The 18,057-nt window shown below is 42.1% G+C and carries 15 protein-coding genes; 1 reads left to right on the top strand and 14 read right to left on the bottom strand.

Translation table 11 applies throughout. From position 1 onward, the window contains the following. Positions 1 to 432: 432 nt before the first annotated feature. Positions 433 to 1,266 (bottom strand): cytochrome c biogenesis protein, encoded by an 834-nt coding sequence (locus M5V91_RS27840; RefSeq protein ID WP_009333156.1) that lies wholly within the window; start codon positions 1,264 to 1,266, stop codon positions 433 to 435. Positions 1,267 to 1,280: 14 nt separating this feature from the next. After that, positions 1,281 to 2,630 (bottom strand): glutamyl-tRNA reductase, encoded by a 1,350-nt coding sequence (hemA, locus tag M5V91_RS27835; RefSeq protein ID WP_009333158.1) that lies wholly within the window; start codon positions 2,628 to 2,630, stop codon positions 1,281 to 1,283. 228 nt (positions 2,631 to 2,858) lie between these two features. On the opposite strand from hemA, the gene M5V91_RS27830 reads away from it, so the two are divergent. Beyond that, the gene (locus M5V91_RS27830; RefSeq protein ID WP_009333160.1) at positions 2,859 to 3,344 is read left to right on the top strand and encodes a LiaI-LiaF-like domain-containing protein; all 486 of its coding nucleotides are present in this window, start codon (positions 2,859 to 2,861) and stop codon (positions 3,342 to 3,344) included. Positions 3,345 to 3,816: 472 nt separating this feature from the next. On the opposite strand, the gene M5V91_RS27825 is transcribed toward M5V91_RS27830, so the two are convergent. From M5V91_RS27825 to leuC, 12 genes are all read right to left on the bottom strand, one after another. After that, positions 3,817 to 4,554, bottom strand: a complete 738-nt coding sequence (locus tag M5V91_RS27825; RefSeq protein WP_284521627.1) for an amino acid ABC transporter ATP-binding protein — start codon at positions 4,552 to 4,554, stop codon at positions 3,817 to 3,819. A 14-nt stretch (positions 4,555 to 4,568) separates the two neighbouring features. Continuing rightward, positions 4,569 to 5,195: an amino acid ABC transporter permease gene (locus tag M5V91_RS27820; RefSeq protein ID WP_175502145.1), complete on the bottom strand. Its 627-nt coding sequence runs from the start codon at positions 5,193 to 5,195 to the stop codon at positions 4,569 to 4,571. 102 nt (positions 5,196 to 5,297) lie between these two features. After that, on the bottom strand, positions 5,298 to 6,083 hold the full coding sequence (locus M5V91_RS27815) for a transporter substrate-binding domain-containing protein (RefSeq protein ID WP_009333163.1): 786 nt from the start codon (positions 6,081 to 6,083) through the stop codon (positions 5,298 to 5,300). 329 nt (positions 6,084 to 6,412) lie between these two features. Beyond that, positions 6,413 to 6,994: a ribosome biogenesis GTP-binding protein YihA/YsxC gene (yihA, locus tag M5V91_RS27810; RefSeq protein WP_009333164.1), complete on the bottom strand. Its 582-nt coding sequence runs from the start codon at positions 6,992 to 6,994 to the stop codon at positions 6,413 to 6,415. Continuing rightward, the gene (gene lon / locus M5V91_RS27805; protein ID WP_009333165.1) at positions 6,991 to 9,318 is read right to left on the bottom strand and encodes an endopeptidase La; all 2,328 of its coding nucleotides are present in this window, start codon (positions 9,316 to 9,318) and stop codon (positions 6,991 to 6,993) included. Before lon ends, yihA begins: the two co-directional genes overlap by 4 nt. 285 nt (positions 9,319 to 9,603) lie before the next feature. Next, positions 9,604 to 11,271, bottom strand: a complete 1,668-nt coding sequence (lonB, locus tag M5V91_RS27800) for an ATP-dependent protease LonB (RefSeq protein WP_251174733.1) — start codon at positions 11,269 to 11,271, stop codon at positions 9,604 to 9,606. Positions 11,272 to 11,552: 281 nt separating this feature from the next. Then, positions 11,553 to 12,818 carry an ATP-dependent protease ATP-binding subunit ClpX gene (clpX, locus tag M5V91_RS27795; RefSeq protein WP_009333167.1) on the bottom strand — a complete coding sequence of 422 codons (1,266 nt, stop codon included), beginning with the start codon at positions 12,816 to 12,818 and terminating at the stop codon, positions 11,553 to 11,555. 574 nt (positions 12,819 to 13,392) lie between these two features. Further along, the gene (gene tig / locus M5V91_RS27790; RefSeq protein ID WP_009333168.1) at positions 13,393 to 14,679 is read right to left on the bottom strand and encodes a trigger factor; all 1,287 of its coding nucleotides are present in this window, start codon (positions 14,677 to 14,679) and stop codon (positions 13,393 to 13,395) included. Positions 14,680 to 14,840: 161 nt separating this feature from the next. Next, a complete protein-coding gene (locus M5V91_RS27785; protein WP_284521626.1) occupies positions 14,841 to 15,137 on the bottom strand; it encodes a hypothetical protein in 297 nt (98 codons plus the stop codon). Continuing rightward, entirely contained in the window at positions 15,128 to 15,868 is a 741-nt protein-coding gene (locus M5V91_RS27780; protein WP_284521625.1) for a tetratricopeptide repeat protein, read from the bottom strand. Before M5V91_RS27780 ends, M5V91_RS27785 begins: the two co-directional genes overlap by 10 nt. A 112-nt stretch (positions 15,869 to 15,980) precedes the next feature. Beyond that, entirely contained in the window at positions 15,981 to 16,562 is a 582-nt protein-coding gene (leuD, locus tag M5V91_RS27775) for a 3-isopropylmalate dehydratase small subunit (RefSeq protein WP_284521624.1), read from the bottom strand. A gap of 16 nt (positions 16,563 to 16,578) precedes the next feature. Further along, positions 16,579 to 17,994, bottom strand: a complete 1,416-nt coding sequence (gene leuC / locus M5V91_RS27770) for a 3-isopropylmalate dehydratase large subunit (RefSeq protein ID WP_009333171.1) — start codon at positions 17,992 to 17,994, stop codon at positions 16,579 to 16,581. Positions 17,995 to 18,057: the final 63 nt, after the last annotated feature.

The following is an 18,057-nucleotide window of genomic DNA, read 5'->3' as shown; positions in this document are numbered from 1 at the left end:
ACTGCGCCGCGCCGCAGCCCATCTTATGCTTGTCGGGGCTGAACAGTCGCCTCCGCTTTTCTTTGCTATGTCCAGCTGCGGCTCCTAGCCCCTCGAGGTCATAAGCTGGTCTGCTCTGCGGCAAACTGCGCCGCGCCACAGCCCATCTTATGCTTGTCGGGGCTGAACAGTCGCCTCCGCTTTTCTTTGCTATGTCCAGCTGCGGCTCCTAGCCCCTCGAGGTCATAAGCTGGTCTGCTCTGCGGCAAACTGCGCCGCGCCACAGCCCATCTTATGCTTGTCGGGGCTGAACAGTCGCCTCCGCTTTTCTTTGCTATGTCCAGCTGCGGCTCCTAGCCCCTCGAGGTCATAAGCTGGTCTGCTCTGCGGCAAACTGCGCCGCGCCACAGCCCATCTTATGCTTGTCGGGGCTGAACAGTCGCCTCCGCTTTTCTATGAATACCAAAAATGGAAAGATGAAAGTTTACCAAATAAAAAGAAGTTGATTAATACAATTAAAAATGATGCCAAATTCCAGAGGGCTAAAGATTTTCCATATAGGCCCTTTCCAACTTTCATATAGAGATAAATACTATATAAAGCAAGGACAATGAAAGAACCGATCACCTTTGAGTCATACCAGACCATATGGGGCAATTTAATGTAGGCCCACTGGATACCTAAAATTAAACTTATCATCAGCATAGGTACACCGATTACATTTAATACATACGACATATGTTCAAGCTTTGACAAATCTGTTATCCGGAGCAGCCTCGTTCCCCATTTTTTCCTTTTCAGCAAATCGTATTGAATCAGATAAAGCAATGAAAAAACGAAGGATAGCGAGAACGCTCCATATGAAAGGATTGCAACCGTTATATGAATCAGCAGAAGTTCTGATATGAGCTGCTGTGCTTTGACAGCCGAATCAATCTGCACAGGTGCGAATGTATGGATCGCCATTATGATAAAGCCGAGAACATTTGTAAAAAAGACGATAAAATCGACTCTGAGCAGCCTGTTAATTCCCAAAGAAAGAGTGATAAGCACCCAGGCATAAAAGTATAGGCCCTCAAAAATGGTCAATACAGGAAACCTTCCTGTATTAATCATATAAAGTATCAGGAACACCGTTTGAAGCACCCATACAAATGCAAGTAACCAGAAGGCAATCCTATTCGCCTTCCGGTTATGATGAAGAAAATCAATAAAATATAATAAGACACATAGGGCATACAGAACCACCGTTAATTCGTGCAGCCGTGTCATATAGATGTCAGACATGGACAGGACCCCTTTTATGATTGAAAGGAAGTCTGCGGTGATTGAGCGAATGCGTGCTTTGGTTTGGCTGCTGCGGGCACGTTCTGCTGATCTGAAACAAGTTCTTCTATATTAAAGATTTTTACAAATAAGTCTAATGCCTGTTCCGAATCTTTCTGTCCAGCCATTTCTTTAGCTTGTAAAATAGGATCTTTTAATAGCTGATTGATGATGCTCTTTGTATGCTTGTTCAGCACTTTTTTATCACGATCACTCAAATGCGGCAGCTTTCTTTCAATGCTTGTCATGGTTTCACTCTGTATAGCCAGTGCTTTCTCACGCAAAGCGGAAATTACCGGAACAACACCAAGCAAGTTCAGCCATTGCTTGAATTCAACAATATCCCCTTCAATCATAAGCTGAATCTTCTCGGCTGCCTTTTTACGCTCCTGAAGGTTTGCTTCAACAATGCCTTCAAGATCATCAATATCATATAGGAAAACGCTGTCCAGATCAGCCAGTTTCGGATCCAGATCTCTTGGGACAGCAATATCCACCATAAATAGAGGCTTGCCTTTGCGCATTTTTTCTGCGTAAGCCATCATTTCCTTCGTGACAACAAACTCTTTTGCCCCAGTAGAACTAATTAAAATATCTGCTTCAACAAGGGCACATTGAAGCTCATGCAATGTTTTTGCCTGGCCCGCATAGCGGCTTGCGAGATCCTGCGCTTTTTCGAATGTACGGTTAATAACTGTTACTTTACTGGCTCCGTTGGCATGAAGGTTTTGGATTGCCAGCTCCCCCATTTTACCGGCTCCTAAAATAAGAACATGTTTATTTTGGAGGGATCCGAAAATCTTCTTAGCCAGTTCCACTGCTGCATAACTGACAGAAACTGCATTTGCCCCTATCTCCGTTTCAGAGTGTGCCCGCTTAGCGAGCGTTACTGCCTGCTTAAACAAGTGGTTAAAAACTGTTCCGGTTGTATTTTCTGATTGAGCCTCCAGAAAACTTGTCCTTACCTGTCCTAAAATCTGTGTTTCGCCAAGGATCATGGAGTTAAGGCCGCATGCTACCTTGAATAGATGCTCAATGGCCCCATCCTCTTCATAAATAAATAGGAATGGAGAAAATTCACTCTGATCCATTTTGAAATGTTCTGCCAAAAATTCCTTTATATAATAGCGGCCAGTATGAAGCTGGTCCACAACTGCATAAATTTCGGTCCGATTGCATGTAGACAGAATGACATTCTCTAAAATGCTTTTTTTGTCATTTAATGTCTTCATTGCCTCGCCCAATTGTGAAGGATTAAAGGTTAGACGTTCACGGATTTCAACAGGGGCAGTTTTATAGTTTAGACCGACGACCAAGATATGCATTGAAATTGACACCCCCAGAATTATTGCCTTGTTCATTAATATTAATTATATCATTTCTATTTTTTCAATTAATGCTTAAATGTGAACAGATATTGAACACATATGGTACTATATTTTTTAAACAGGAGCCTGGTCATAGGTATCCTTAAATAGACAAATACTCCCTTATGTACAGTAACAAAAAAACTTGCCGGATTCAAGTATACCTTATTGGAAGTGGTGTTTTTTATGAAAAATCAGCGTGTTTTTCCAGGAATTATTTTACTCGGATTTGGAGCCTACTTTTTCCTTCAGCAGAGCGGATTTACTGCCTTACAGCCGTTCTATTCCTGGCCGACCCTTCTCATTATCGTCGGAGCAGCCTTTTTAATTCAGGGATATGGAGCAAGGGATTATGATTCCATATTGCCAGGTGTCATTTTAACAGGATTTGGCCTTCACTTTCATGTGGTGAACCGCCTGGAAATTTGGCCGGATCATATCGGAACATTTATTCTGATAATTGCTCTCGGCTTCCTCCTTCGTCATCAGAAAACAGGGGCAGGATTGTTCCAGGGCATCTTATTTTTAATTCTTGCCGCATTGCTTCTTTTTTATGACAGGGTTGCAGAGTGGATGGGGCTCCTGGAAAATGGTGTTTCTGATGTTTGGCAGCTATGGCCAATTCTTTTAATGCTAATTGGATTATATTTTTTATTAGTGAAGAAAAAGTAAAAGCGTAAGCATCTTCGGAGCAAGCCAAAAGCGCCTGTTCCTGCGAAGAACATCCAAGGAAGCTTTCCCTTACTGCTCACCCCCTGCAAGCACAAGACGAGACTCACGGAAAGGCATTCTTTGCCTTTTGGGGAGGATTGCTTGAAATGTGGAGGCGACTGCCCAGGGACGACAGGCATAAGACGGTTCCTGTAAGAAGGCGTTTTTCCTGCCGGAAGGAAACGGCTTATGACCCCGAGTTCCTAGGAGCCGCAACTAGACAAACCGAAAATGTGAAGGCAACTGCACAGGGATGACAAGCATAAGACGAGCCCTGCCGGAAGTGTTCTTTCCGTCTGGAAGGGTTTGGCTAGTCTTTCGTCCCTGGGAGCCGCAACTAGACAGGCTTATGACCTCGAGGGGGCAGGCGCTGGGGCAAAAAAATAAAGACAGGGATAGTAAACTTTTCCCTGTCTTTTTATATTCAAACTGGTTAGAGTACTGAATCGAGAAAATTTTTGGTTCTTTGTTCTTTTGGATTGTTAAACAAATCCTCCGGATGCCCCACTTCTACAATTCTACCGTCATGCATATAGACAGCCCAGTCTGCTACTTCTCTTGCAAAGCCCATTTCATGGGTGACAACGACCATTGTCATCCCTTCAAGGGCGAGCTCTTTCATTGTGGAAAGCACTTCCCCTACAAGCTCCGGATCAAGTGCCGATGTCGGCTCATCAAAAAGCATGATATCGGGTTTCATTGCCAGCGCTCTTGCAATGGCTACACGCTGTTTTTGTCCGCCCGAAAGTTTTGATGGATATACATTCTCCTTGTCAGAAAGCCCTACTTTTTTTAATAGGTCCTGGGCATCTTTTTTTACTTGATCCTTTGGAAGCCTTTTCACATGTAATGGTGCTTCCATCACATTTTCGAGAACAGTCATATGAGGAAATAAATGGAAATGCTGAAAAACCATTCCTACTTTTTCTCTTACTTTATTTAGATCATGTGTTTCTTTTTCAACCTTTTCGCCCTCAAAAATGATATTGCCGCTGTCCTTTAATTCTAGAAAGTTCAAGCAGCGGAGAAGTGTGCTTTTACCGGACCCGCTTGCACCGATCAGGCAAACAACATCACTTTCTTTTACTGTTATGTCAATGTCCTTTAGTACGTGCAGATCCCCGAATGATTTGTTCAATTTTTCCACCTTAATCATATACGATTCACTCATGCCTTCATTCCCCCTTAATCACTGCTTGCCATTCTTTTCTCAATCATATTTACAAGGATAGAGAAAATAAGTACAAGTACTAAATAGTAAACAGCTACGATCAGCAGATAACTCATGTAGTCATATTCATTGGAACCGTAAGTCGTGGCCACATTAAAGAGCTCGTACATGCCGATAAAGGAAGCAAGTGATGAATCCTTCAAAGCAATGATAAATTGATTGCCAAGAGGCGGCATAGCCCGGCGGAAAGCCTGAGGCAGAATGATCCTTCTCATTGCAAGGCCAGCAGTCATACCCAGCGAACGCCCTGCTTCCATTTGTCCTTTGTCGATGGATTGAATGGAGCCCCTGAAAATTTCGGCTATATAGGCACCATTGTGAAAAGCAAGTCCAAGGACAACTGACCAAAACTGTGAAATATCCAATGCTGTCAAACCGAAATAGAAGATGAAAATCTGAACAACAAGCGGCGTTCCCCTTACAAGGAAAATATAGATGTCCGCAATCCATTCCAGAACTTTAATTCTCGAAATCTTTAAAAAGGCAAAAAACAATCCTATAAAAATAGCAATAAACACCGCTACAATGGTTAATTGAAAGGTTAAGAGCATTCCCTTTAAAAATACGGGATATGTATCCATAAACTTTGTAAGCAAATCCACAAAAATCCCCCTTCAGTTGGCTATTTCAGTTTGTGTAAAAAACAAAACAGGCGAATGTTTGACACACATCCGCCCGCAATGTTATTCCTTCTCAGGATCAACTGTTATATCTTCACCGATATATTTTTTGCTGATTTCTGTGAGTGTTCCATTCTCTCGAAGTGTTTCAAGAGCTTCATTCACTTTTTCGAGCAGCTCTTTATTATCCTTTGCAACAGCAATTGCCTGCTCACTGCGGCCCAGCAGCTCTTTGCCTTCGATTTTCATTCCGGCGCCAATCGCTTCTTTACCTGTTACAAAGTCTGTGATGACCGCATCATGTTTTCCCTTGCTCAAGGCCTCCAGGGCTACAACATCACTATCATAGAACTGGATATTATCTGTAGCCTCCTCTGCATTTGAAGTATATGTAGAACCCTTCGATACTGCTATTTCCATGCCTTTGAGGTCAGCAAGCGTTTCAACGCTGCTGTCTGGACGCACATAAATTTGCGGGCCAGAATAGTAATATGGCGTCGAAAAATTGACTGCCTTCAAACGTTCTTCCGTAATGGTATGGCTGGCTACCGCTGCATCAAAACGGCCGGATTTCACACCTTCGACAATACCGCCAAACTTAAATTTATTCTGAACCGGCTCAAGCCCGAGTTCTTTTGCTACAGCTTCGGCCACATCAATATCAAATCCGCTCATGCTTCCATCATCATTTGTATAACTAAAAGGTTTGAACTCTCCTGAAGCTGCATACGTAAATTTGTCATCGTTTACTAGATCCATTCCGCTTTTAGACGCTTCCTCTGATCCGCCGCATGCCGCCAGGACCAATACAAAAGCAGCTGCTATAATTCCTTTTAACCAATGTCTCACTAGTCTAAATTCCCCCTTCAGTATCTCTCTTTTATAAATGCCCTTTAACTCTATCATGATTTTAAAATATTCTCAAAATTCATATTTTATGATAATTAATGATATTACAGAATTTAAGCTGTTCTCATTAACTTACCCTCTTTGAACTCCAACATGACTCCTTATCCTCCAGTATTCTGCAGATTCCTCACCCTTCGACAAAAATATTATCCATATTATCCCATTCTTTCACCCTGCAAAATATCGCACTGAAAGCTTCTCTATGACGAAAGACCCAAATGGAGAAATCACAAAAAATCCCGCTGCACAATGCAGCGGGATTTTTTGAATTACATAAAGCTTTTCAATGCAGACCAGGCCTTGTCTTTTCCATAACCCGTTTCGGAGGAAAACATAATGATCTGATCATTCGGATCGATATCCAAGGTTTCTTTCGTGATTTTCATATGTTTTTGCCACTTGGACTTAGGTATTTTATCCGCTTTTGTAGCAATCACTACACAGGGAATATCATAATGCTTTAAAAAGTCGTACATCATGACATCGTCACTTGAAGGGGGATGGCGCAAATCAACTATCAGCACAACTGCTTTTAACTGCTCTCTGCTGGTTAAGTATGTTTCTATCATCTTTCCCCAAGCTTCACGTTCCTTTTTGGATACCTTAGCATATCCATAGCCTGGAACATCAACAAAGTGAAGAATTTCGTTAATAAGGTAAAAATTCAGGGTTTGTGTCTTCCCCGGTTTAGAGGATATTCTTGCAAGTCCCCTTCGATTAAGCATTTTATTAATGAATGAAGATTTGCCGACGTTGGAACGGCCGGCAAGGGCGAATTCCGGCAATTCACTTTCAGGGTATTGATCAGGCTTAACAGCACTGATGACGATTTCTGAGCTGGTTACTTTCATGCTTCGACACCGCCATTCAGGGCATGTTTTAAGACTTCGTCCACATGTGATACCAAAACAAAATCAAGCTCTTCCCTGATGCTTTCAGGGATATCTTCTATGTCTTTTTCATTATCTTTAGGGAGGATGATCTTAGTCAATCCTGCCCGATGGGCGCTCAAAGACTTTTCTTTCAAACCGCCAATAGGAAGCACTCGGCCTCTTAAAGTGATTTCCCCTGTCATTCCCACTTCTTTACGGATTGGCTTTCCAGACAGCGCAGAAACCAGTGCGGTTGTAATAGTAATCCCTGCAGATGGACCATCTTTTGGGACTGCACCTTCTGGAACATGAATGTGAATGTCATGCTTTTCATGGAAATTCTCATCAATTCCCAGTTCCTTTGCTTTAGAACGAACATAACTGAATGCCGCTTGAGCAGACTCTTTCATGACATCCCCAAGTTTACCTGTAAGAACAAGCTTCCCTTTTCCAGGAGAGAGGGATACTTCTATCTGAAGGGTGTCGCCGCCAACTGTTGTATAGGCCAGCCCTGTAGCAACACCAACCTGGTCTTCAAGCTCAGCCTGACCGTAGCGGTATTTTGGCTTTCCAAGAAACTCCTCAGTATTTTTACCATTCACAATCACTTTCTTCTTTTCGCCGGATACGATAATTTTAGCCGTTTTCCTGCAGATAGTAGCCAGCTGACGCTCCAAGCCCCGGACTCCTGCCTCACGAGTATAATAGCGGACTACCTTCTGAAGGCCATCTTCACGAATCTGAAGCTGAGATTTGGAAAGACCATGTTCTTTAATTTGTTTAGGCAGCAGGTGGTCTTTTGCTATATGAATCTTTTCCTGCTCTGTATAGCCTGCAATCGTGATAACTTCCATTCTGTCCAGCAGCGGACCAGGAATCGTCCCGAGATTGTTGGCTGTGGCTATAAACATGACCTTTGAAAGATCATATGTTTCTTCAATGTAATGATCACTAAAATTATGGTTCTGCTCGGGGTCTAAAACCTCCAGCATCGCAGATGAAGGATCCCCGCGGAAGTCAGAAGACATTTTGTCGATTTCATCAAGCAGGAACACAGGGTTAATCGTACCTGCCTTTTTCATGCCCTGAATGATGCGGCCAGGCATTGCACCTACATAAGTTCTTCTATGTCCGCGAATCTCAGACTCGTCCCGAACTCCGCCGAGTGATACACGGACAAAATTGCGGTTAAGCGATGTCGCGATAGAACGGGCAAGGCTTGTTTTGCCGACACCAGGAGGGCCTGCAAGACAAAGAATCGGCCCTTTAAGGGAATTCGTCAGCTTTTGCACTGCAAGGTATTCCAGAACCCGTTCCTTAACTTTTTCCAGGCCATGATGGTCTTCATTCAGAATTCTTTCCGCCTTCAGGATATCCAGGTCATCATCTGTTGCCTTTGACCATGGCAATGTGACAAGCCATTCGATATAGTTGCGGATAACTGCACTTTCAGCTGAACTGGATGGAACTTTTTCATAGCGGTCCAGTTCTTTTAAAGCTGTCAGCTCGACATGCTCAGGCATGCCGGCATTTTCAATCTTTTCCGTCAGCTCAGCTATTTCTCCTGTCTTGCCTTCCTTATCCCCCAGCTCTTTTTGGATTGCCTTCATCTGTTCACGCAAATAATATTCCTTTTGCGTTCTCTCCATCGATTTTTTCACACGCTGGCCAATCTTTTTTTCAAGGTTCAGAACTTCTTTTTCATTATGGATGATTTCAATAACCTGGTTCATCCGCTCTTTTACATCTATGGTTTCAAGAATTTCCTGTTTTTCTTTAAGCTTTAAAGGCAAATGGGAAGAAATGATATCTGCCATGCGCCCCGGCTCTTCTATATCTGCTACAGAGGAGTACGTTTCGGCTGAAATCTTCTTCGATACCTTTATGTATTGCTCAAAATATTCAAGCATGGTCCTCATCAATGCCTGATCTTCTACGTCCTTAGTCTCAGGATCCTCAAAAACCTTTACACTAACAGAATAATGTTCGGCTTCATCCTGAAAATCAATAATTTCCGCTCTCTTAAGCCCTTCAACAAGAACTCGGATGGTACCGTTTGGAAGCTTGAGCATCTGCTTTACACGTGTTAGCGTACCCATTCTATATAGATCATCTTCTGATGGTTCATCTATAGATATATCCTTTTGTGTTGTTAAGAAAATTAAATGGTCATCTACCATTGCTTTTTCAAGGGCCTGAACCGATTTCTCACGGCCTACATCCAAATGCAGAACCATGGTCGGATAAACAAGCAAGCCTCGAAGCGGCAGGAGGGGGACGATGATTTCTTTCTTTTTCGCCATTCCTTTGCACCTCCAAAATGCATCTTTTTAACCCCATTATTGCTAATAATTTCTTTGTACAATTCTATCGTATTTAAATAGCAGTGTCTATTAAAGAGAAATTGCTGAAAGCCTGTATTAAAAAGATATTCATTTATAATTACACTTTATCCTTCTTTACGCAAATAAAACTTCGGTTTGTAGCCTAAACTGCAAACCGAAGTTTCTGACCGCGATTAGCGGGAGGCGTTTGTACAGCGAGTTTTCAATAACTGACAAACCCTGAATGGGTTACTGGGCCACACATCATATGCTCTCTTTTTTCTTTAATTCGATTGAAGCGGTTATGGCTTGCTCTTTGAGATACTCTTTATGCAGCGCTGCATCAAATACTTCATTCAAATGGGTTACAGGGATAATCTTAATGCCTGTTATCTCCTTTAAGATGGATTGCATATTTTCTTTTGGGATAATAACTGTCTGTGCTCCTGCTTTTTTAGCAGCCTTCACCTTTGGATATACGCCTCCAATTGGCTTGACATACCCGTGAATGCTGATTTCCCCGGTCATGGCTACCGTATTGTCCACTGGCCGTTTATAAATGGCAGAATAAATCCCTGTTGCCATGGCAATGCCCGCAGAAGGGCCGTCAATTGGAACTCCGCCGGGGAAGTTGACATGAATATCATATTCGTCAGCCGGTACGCCCATTGATCTCAAAACAGTAATAACATTTTCAATTGAACCCTTGGCCATACTTTTTCTGCGGATTGACTTTCCTTGGCCGCCAATGCTTTCTTCTTCTACTATGCCTGTTATATTAATACTGCCCTTTTCTTTTGCAGGAATCACAGTAACTTCAATGTCAAGCAAAGCACCTGTGTTCGGTCCATATACGGCCAGACCATTTACAAGACCAACAGCAGAATGAGAATTGATTTTCCTTTCCATTCTCGGTGAAAGCTGACTCGATTGCACAACCCATTCAATATCTTCATCTTTTATGTAATCACGATCTTCAGTAATCGCTAACCCTGCAGAAATTTGAATCATATTAACCGCTTCTCGTCCATTTCTTGCATAATTGGCGAGAATGCCTAGAGCATTTTCACTAATAGTGAGATTGACCTTTTCCGAAGCCTTTTTGGCTACAGCTGAAATCTCTTCTTCAGCTAACTCTCTGAAAAATACCTCCATGCATCTGGAACGAATGGCAGGCGGTATTTCATTCGGGGTCCTGGTAGTTGCTCCAATCAGGCGAAAGTCCGCCGGCAGGCCATTTTTAAAGATATCATGAATATGGGTTGGTATTTGAGTATTTTCTTCATTATAATAAGCACTCTCCAGAAATACTTTCCGGTCTTCAAGCACTTTCAGAAGCTTGTTCATCTGAATGGGGTGAAGCTCACCGATTTCGTCAATAAAAAGCACCCCACCATGTGCATTTGTAACAGCCCCCTGTTTAGGCTGCGGGATTCCCGCCTGGCCCATTGCCCCGGCTCCCTGATAAATTGGATCATGAACAGAACCTATTAGAGGATCTGCAATACCCCTCTCATCGAATCTCGCCGTAGTAGCATCCAGTTCTATAAAAACAGAAGCTGCTTCAAAAGGGGACTTTGCATTTTTCTTGGCCTCTTCCAGTACCAATCTGGCAGCAGCCGTTTTTCCCACGCCGGGAGGACCATAAATAATTACATGTTGAGGATTGGGTCCGCACAATGCCGCTTTCAGAGATTTAATTCCATCCTCCTGCCCTACAATGTCTGCAAAACTGGCTGGACGAACTTTTTCTGATAAAGGTTCAGTTAATGAAATGGAACGCATCTTTTTCAATACATCCATTTCCTTCCTTGATTCACGGTCGATAGAAACCTTTTGTGTCCGCTGGCTCCTAAGCAAATTCCAAAAGTAAAGCCCAATGACAATTCCAAAAAACAATTGGATAAATAAAGCGATCCCCGTCCAACTCATTGTGTTCCCTCCTGCATTATTTGTTCTCGTTGATAATGCTAGTATCTCCCTGACTGAGTTGGAATAAACAAGGAATTCATTTAAAAGTAAGCATGGAAAGCGGAAGCGTCTTGCTCACGAAGGAACACAGATTAAAGTGCCGCTTTCGGTCCTGCGATGTATCGTTACCACAGCTTTCCTTGTCCTGTGGCAATGTCCGCATGACCCCATCCTTGGGGGCATCAAGAATAAATATTTAAGAGCATAAAAAATGGCCATGCCTCAAGGCTGGCCACTTTTTATTATGCTGACGTCTTACGCTCTTCTTCTACGACTGTTCCGTCCTCCAAAACAAGTTTTGGCGAACCATTATCAATAACCGTTTCTTTCGTAATAATGCATTTTTTAATATCTTCGCGTGATGGAAGATCAAACATTACATCCAGCATGATTCCTTCAATAATGGAGCGCAGTCCTCGGGCACCTGTTTTTCTTTCAATTGCTTTTTTAGCAATTTCTTCAAGTGCGCCTTCTTCAAAATCAAGCTCAACATCATCAAGTTCAAGCATTTTCTGGTATTGTTTGACAAGTGCATTTTTAGGTTTAGTTAAAATCTCAATCAATGCAGCTTCATCAAGCTGGGAAAGGCTTGCAATAACTGGAAGACGTCCAATAAATTCAGGGATTAAACCGAATTTCAGCAGGTCTTCAGGAAGCACTTTTGCAAGAAGATCCTTTGGCTCGATTTCTTTTTGATTCTGGTCGGATCCAAAGCCAATTACCTTCTGGCCTAAGCGGCGTTTAATAATTTGCTCAATGCCATCAAATGCACCGCCGCAAATAAACAGGATATTGGTCGTGTCAATCTGGATAAATTCCTGATGAGGATGTTTGCGGCCGCCTTGTGGCGGTACGCTCGCAACTGTTCCCTCCAGAATTTTCAATAGAGCCTGCTGCACACCTTCACCCGATACATCACGAGTAATTGATGGATTTTCTGACTTACGTGCAACTTTATCAATCTCATCAATATAAATGATTCCTTTTTCTGCCTTTTCCACATCATAATCTGCTGCCTGAATAAGCTTTAGGAGAATATTTTCAACATCTTCCCCGACATATCCGGCTTCAGTCAATGATGTTGCGTCTGCAATTGCAAACGGAACATTAAGAATACGGGCCAATGTCTGAGCAAGCAAGGTTTTACCGCTACCAGTCGGACCGATCATGGCAATATTACTTTTTGATAGTTCAACTTCATCTATCTTGCTGTTGGAATTGATGCGCTTATAGTGATTATATACCGCAACAGATAACGATTTTTTCGCCTGATCCTGGCCAATTACGTACTCATCCAGAATATCGCGGATTTCAGCTGGCTTTGGCACATCTTTGAATTCCACTTCTTCTTCTGTACCCAGCTCTTCCTCCACAATTTCAGTGCAAAGTTCAATGCATTCATCACATATATATACTCCTGGCCCAGCAACAAGTTTGCGGACCTGATCCTGTGTCTTGCCACAGAAAGAACATTTCAATTGCCCTTTTTCATCATTAAATTTAAACAAATCCTTCACCCCTTGAAAAAACTTCAAAACGATATATTAAGCTTGCGAGATCACATGCAAATAGTTCTTTATTCAGCCATAGAAAGGTTGGGAATTATGGCGGGCTCTTTGAAATATACGTGCAAACATGCCCTCTTTAATAATTCACACTTTCTTAAAAATCAAAACCTTCAGCAGTTATGTATTGCATTGTAACACATTTTTACAGTGGACAGGAAATGATAACTCTTAAAACATTTCAATTATGTATGCATGCATGTGATGGGATTTCGCAAAGAAAAAACAGGCTGAATATTATATGTACTTTCATAAGCTTAACCAAAAATGGCTAAATTAAGTCGGCCCCTTGGACCGATAATTAAATTATCTATATATGTATTTGTATTCCTGTCCATGTTCAATATGCCGTAAAACTTTCACCAGGCAAAAGATACAAGGGAGATTTTAATTATGTATTGTCTTGATGGTATAAAACAAGGCACGATAAACTCGCGCCTTGTTTCTTATTAAAAGGGAGAAAATTTCTGCTTTCGAAGTTAGACCACTGTCTAGCTCCGACTCCGCTTTTCTTTTATTATGCAACAGTTTTACTATTTTCCACAAGGAAATCTACTGCTTTTTTAATTTGAAGATCTGCTTTTAGGCCTTCAAGGCTTCCAAGAGCTTGTGTGATCTGGTCAGCAGACATGTTGTACATTTCTGCCATTTTGTTAAGTTCTTCTGTAACTTCTTCATCACTTACTTCGATGTTTTCTGCTTTTGCGATTGCTTCAAGAGTCAGGTTAACGCGTACGCGCTTTTCAGCTTCCTCTTTCATTTGCTCGCGCAGTGCAGCTTCATCCTGTCCGGAGAACTGGAAGTATAGTTCAAGGTTCATGCCTTGCATTTGCAGACGCTGTTCGAACTCCTGCATCATGCGGTTAACTTCTGTGTCAACCATTGCTGCTGGAATTTCCATTTCAGCATTAGCTGCTGCTGCTTCAACAACAGTATCACGGACATGGTGCTCAGCTTCATGCTTCTTGCTTTCTTCTAAGCGAGTTTTGATTTTTTCTTTTAATGCATCCAAAGTTTCAACTTCTTCGTCTGCATCTTTAGCAAACTCATCATCAAGCTCAGGAAGCTGTTTTGTTTTGATTTCATGTACAGTTACTTTGAATGTTGCAGGCTTTCCAGCTAGCTCGGCAGCATGGTATTCCTCTGGGAAAGTAACTTCAACTTCCTTGGATTCTCCAGCCGCGGTTCCAGTCAATTGGTCTTCAAAGCCAGGGATGAACTGTCCTGAACCAAGTTCAAGTGAGTAATTCTCAGCTTTTCCGCCTTCGAAAGCTTCGCCATCAACGAATCCTTCAAAGTCCATAACAACTGTATCGCCAGTTTCAGCTTTTCCTTCTTCTTTAACGGCAAGTTCAGCTTGTCTTTCCTGAAGTGAAGTTAGCTCGCTGTTAACATCTTCATCTGTAACGTTTGTTTCAAGTGGCTTGACTTCAAGGCCTTTGTATTCGCCAAGCTTTACTTCAGGCTTAACAGTAACTGTAGCTTTGAAGATAAGGTTTTTTCCTTGTTCGATTTGCTCAACATCGATTTCAGGACGATCTACCGGCTCAATGCCTGTTTCATCAATTGCATTAGCATAAGCTTCTGGAAGAAGATAATCTACTGCATCCTGGTATAAAGATTCAACTCCGAAACGCTTTTCAAACATTCCGCGAGGCATTTTTCCTTTACGGAATCCTGGTACGTTTACTTGCTTAACTACTTTTTTAAATGCAGCGTCTAAGCCTTCATTCACTTTCTCTGCATCTACTTCAATTGTAAGAACCCCGCGGTTCCCTTCTAACTTTTCAAATTTAGCAGACATACAATCATTTCCCTCCAAAAATCTATTATCATTTCATTCAACACAGAATGTTATGAATATCTCTTGTTTTTCAAGCCATATCCATTTAATAAAAATGTATATATACACATAATACAACCATTATATTATAACATACACTCCCTGTCTTTCAACATTGAAGGCTAAATATTGGGATAAGAAATTTCTTCTATCTTTCTTATAAAGGCAAGAGCCTGTTCAATTTCCTCTTCAGGAGCTTCATAAATATCTCCCAGTTTGCTGAAAGAACTGGTTAAGCCATGGTACTCATATGAAAGCATATGGTATGCCGCCGCCCAGGACGCAGCGTTATCCGGTGAAGCCTCAAGCGGATATAGCAGGAAAAAGTGCCTTTCTGCAAGGCTTTTTGTATTTTCATATAATACCGGATCTTCCTGCTCGAGCTGAATCTCCAGTTTATTGACTATTTTTAACAGCATCGGCTGCTGATGTACCGGGGGAGATCAGCAGGAATAACTCGTACACTCTTATTAAATTTCCGAATCGGTACATATTTATCATAACCATGCTCGGTAAGCACATTTAACAGCATCGTTTTAAAGAAAGGATTACCGTCATGCGCTTCAAGATATGCTTTAATATCTTCTATATATGGCCTGATATTATGCTCTGCCAGCTGTGCAGCGATCTGCACTTGGTCATGCTGATCCTGGTAGGAGAACAGATTTAACTTCCTGTTCTTGAATTCCTCCATTTCAGGTGCTTCAATCTCGGCTTCAGACGGTGAAGCCGCCATCTTTCTGCTGAACTCAAGCATTCTGCTGAAATGCTCAAACTTCTCCTTCGGGATCTCCCTCTCTTCAAGGAGAACTTCAATCATTGCTGCAATCTCGCTGTATTGGTGCAGCTGCACAAGGATCATTAAATAAAGATCCATTACCTGTATGTAATCCCCAATGCCTGTTTGGAGCATTTTATTAGCCAGTTCTTTCGCTTTTTCCAACTCTCCCGCTTCATAATATGCCAGAACAAGCCCGATATGTACATCGGTATTCTCAGGCTCCATCTCCATTGCTTCTTCAAAGAACAGGATCGATTCCTGATACCTTTTCTGCTGAAAGGACTCAAGCCCCTTTTCCAGCAGTCTTTTCTCAAGGCCGGGAAATAGAATGATTTTATTGTTTTGATTTTTCCGTTCCCGCTTTCCCATGCTAGTACCGCCTCAACTTATATTTTTGAAGATAGTGTAGCATGAATCAGCAGAAAAACAAAAAGATTCATGGTTTCCCGCCATGAATCTTTCATATATTCCTACTGTACCGCTAACTTTTTTCTTCAAAATTTGAAATGCTTTTTTCTAATTGAAGGGTAATCTCTATTTCATCCCATCCATTAATCAGCATTTTTTTCCAGTAATCATTAATAGAGAATGATGCTGAAAAACTATGTTCATCTTCAATTACTTGATTCTGCAAATCAACCTTTAATTCGTATGGCTGGCTTTTAGCACGCTTGAGCAGATATTCGACTGTTTCAGCCGGAAGAGTGATTGGCAAAAGTCCATTTTTTAAGCAATTTTGATGAAAAATATCAGCAAATGAAGGGGCAATGATGACTTTAAAGCCATAATCTCCTAAAGCCCATGGTGCATGCTCCCTCGAAGAACCGCAGCCGAAGTTTTCATTTGCAATGAGGATAGGGGCACCCTGGTTTTCTTCCTTATTCAACTCAAACTCAGGATTAGGCAAACCATCTTTTGTAAATCTCCAGTCATAGAACAGATACTGTCCAAACCCCGTTTTTTCAATTCTCTTAAGAAATTGCTTGGGGATAATCTGATCAGTATCCACATTTGCTCTATCTAAAGCAGCAGCTTTCCCTTGCAGTGTTTTAAATCCGCTCATTTTGTTCTCCTCCTTTTTATTGAACTGTTTCTGCGCTAAGCAAAGCACCTACGTCCACAAAATGTCCGTACAAAGCTGCCGCAGCCGCCATTAATGGACTGACAAGATGTGTTCTGGCCCCTGATCCCTGGCGTCCTTCAAAATTTCGGTTTGATGTTGATGCACAATGCTCGCCGCTTGGCACAATATCATTATTCATGCTCAAACACATGCTGCAGCCTGATTCCCTCCATTCAAAACCAGCCTGCTTAAAGATAAGATCCAGTCCTTCAGCCTCCGCCTGCTTTTTGACCTGCTGTGACCCCGGAACAACAAGTGCACGGACTTGAGGATGAACTTTCTTCCCTCTAATTATTTCCGCGGCCTGTTTTAAGTCTTCCAGCCGGGAATTTGTACAGGACCCGATGAATACATGCTGAATCTGAATGTCTTCAATTTTCTGCCCTTCCTGCAGCCCCATATAATCTAAAGCTCTAGAAAGTGATTTTTGTTCAAGCTCGTTTTTGCATTCCTCAAGTTTTGGAAGCTGTTCATTCACTTTGGAAGTCATAGAAGGATTTGTCCCCCAGCTGACCATTGGCGCAATATCTGCTGCATCAATTTGAATGGTTTTATCGTATGCCGCATCAGGATCGGATACAAGCTCTTTCCAATTCTCTACCGCCTGCGCAAATTCAGCTCCTTTTGGTGCATACTTCCGTCCTTGCAGATACGCAAACGTCGTTCCATCAGGACTGACAAGCCCTGCCCTTGCTCCTCCTTCAATGGACATATTACAAATCGTCATTCTTTCTTCCATTGACATTTTCGCAATGGCATCCCCGCAATATTCAATAATATGGCCCGTACCAAAGCCAATTCCGTTTTTGGCAATAATATAAAGTATGACATCTTTAGCGGTAACCCCTTTTTTCAACTCGCCATTTATCTCCAGTTTTAATGTTTTAGGCTTGCTTTGCCATAAAGTCTGGGTAGCCATGACATGCTCCACTTCACTTGTTCCAATGCCAAATGCTATTGATCCAAAAGCACCATGAGTCGATGTATGGCTGTCACCGCAAACAATTGTCATGCCTGGCTGAGTAAGCCCCAGCTCCGGCCCGATAACATGGACTATCCCCTGTTCAGGACTATCCAGGCCTGCAAGAGGGATGCCGAATTCCAGACAGTTTTTTTCCAAAGTAGTCATTTGGTTCAGTGCAACAGGGTCATTGATGACTTTTCGGTTATCAGTAGGAATATTATGGTCAACTGTAGCAAACGTTTTATCAGGCCTTCTGACTTTTCTGTTTTTCATTCTTAAACCTGAAAAAGCCTGAGGGGATGTAACCTCGTGCACTAAGTGGAGGTCTATGTACATCAAATCCGGCTTCCCCTCTTCCCTGTGGACTACATGCTTTTCCCAAATCTTATCTATTATTGATTTTCCCATTCTGTTCCACTCCCTTTTAAAAGAAACACGGCCGATGAAGGCCGTGTCTCATTTTTAAAATCA

Source organism: Cytobacillus pseudoceanisediminis, assembly GCF_023516215.1.
GTDB classification, from domain to species: Bacteria; Bacillota; Bacilli; order Bacillales; family Cytobacillaceae; genus Cytobacillus; species Cytobacillus pseudoceanisediminis.
Note: the sequence above shows the minus strand (reverse complement) of the source record. Positions and strands in the feature narration are given on the sequence as shown.